The organism is Winogradskyella immobilis (genome assembly GCF_021887715.1).
GTDB classification, from domain to species: Bacteria; Bacteroidota; Bacteroidia; order Flavobacteriales; family Flavobacteriaceae; genus Winogradskyella; species Winogradskyella immobilis.
Genome location: NZ_JAIQXX010000051.1, coordinates 1 through 1,210 on the forward strand (window position 1 = coordinate 1; position 1,210 = coordinate 1,210).

Here is a 1,210-nt window from a genome sequence, read left to right on the forward strand (position 1 = left end):
CTTAAGTTTACAATCTATTACATTAGATATATTAATCAGAAAGAACAAAAGAGAGAAATAAGGTTAGTATACACGGTGAAGCTATGACTTCGACAACATTGATAACCCTCTCTCTTTTCCTACTAAGATTTCGTTCAGTTCTGTGAGTATAAAAACTCGATTTTAAGTTGTTGAAACGTCAGTAGTTCGTTCTTTCCAAATTTCAAGTTGTTATGAATAAATATAGCGAAATTTATGGAATAGACATTAGTAAAAATGTCTTCGATGTTTATGGTTCCAAGACAGGCCATAATCAGTTTAAGAATGATGAGCAAGGCTTTAAAAGCTTTCTGAAGCGCTTACCACAAGGGGCTTTAGTAGTTATGGAAGCTACGGGTTATTATCATTACCGTTTAGCACAGTTTTTATACCATAAAGGAGTTTGTGTATCTGTAGTGAATCCTTTATCAGTAAAGCGTTTTATCCAGATGAAATTAGCCAAGGTAAAGACCGATAAGAGTGATTCAAAAGCGATTTGTGACTATGGTCAAATGAATGATATTCCTTTGTATACTGCCTTAACAGATATTCAGAGTGAGTGCTTACAACTTTTTAGATTATTGGATAGTTACCTAAAACACAGAACAGCGACCAAGAACAAGTTAAAAGGCGAAGAAGTATTGGGAGTTCCATCGCAGTTTGTCTATAAGTCATTAAAGCGTAATTTAAGACACTTGAACAAGGAGATAGAAGCATTAGAGTCTCGATTATTAGAGTTGGTTAAACAAGACCAGCAACATCAATTAACACTACTAAAAAGTATTCCAGGGATGGGGGTAAAGACGGCTTTATTTTTAATAGTAGTAACCGATGGATTCAAGAAGTTTGAAACAGCATCACAACTATGTAGTTATGTTGGAATAACACCCACTATACGCGAATCGGGCAGTAGTGTAAAAGGGCGAAGCAGAATCAGTAAAGTAGGGAATAAGAAATTAAGGAATCTCTTGTTTCTATGTGCTTTTTCAGCTTGCAAGCACAACAAGGCTTGCAGAGAGTTATACGAAAGGTTAGTAGCTAAAGGAAAGAGTAAAAAGTTAGCATTAATAGCAGTGGCAAATAAGCTATTAAAACAAGCTTTTGCAATAGCAAAAAGTGGATTGCCTTATGATGAAAATTTTGTTTCAAAATTAGCTCAATAATGCTTGTTTTTTAACTCAGTTCTTTGTTG

1 protein-coding gene is annotated in these 1,210 nt (G+C 34.5%); it reads left to right on the forward strand.

Annotated features, from left to right (window positions below; all coding sequences use genetic code 11):
* Nucleotides 1–212 precede the first annotated feature (212 nt).
* Nucleotides 213–1,181 (forward strand): IS110 family RNA-guided transposase, encoded by a 969-nt coding sequence (locus K8Z87_RS13770; protein ID WP_227478157.1) that lies wholly within the window; start codon nucleotides 213–215, stop codon nucleotides 1,179–1,181.
* Nucleotides 1,182–1,210: the final 29 nt, after the last annotated feature.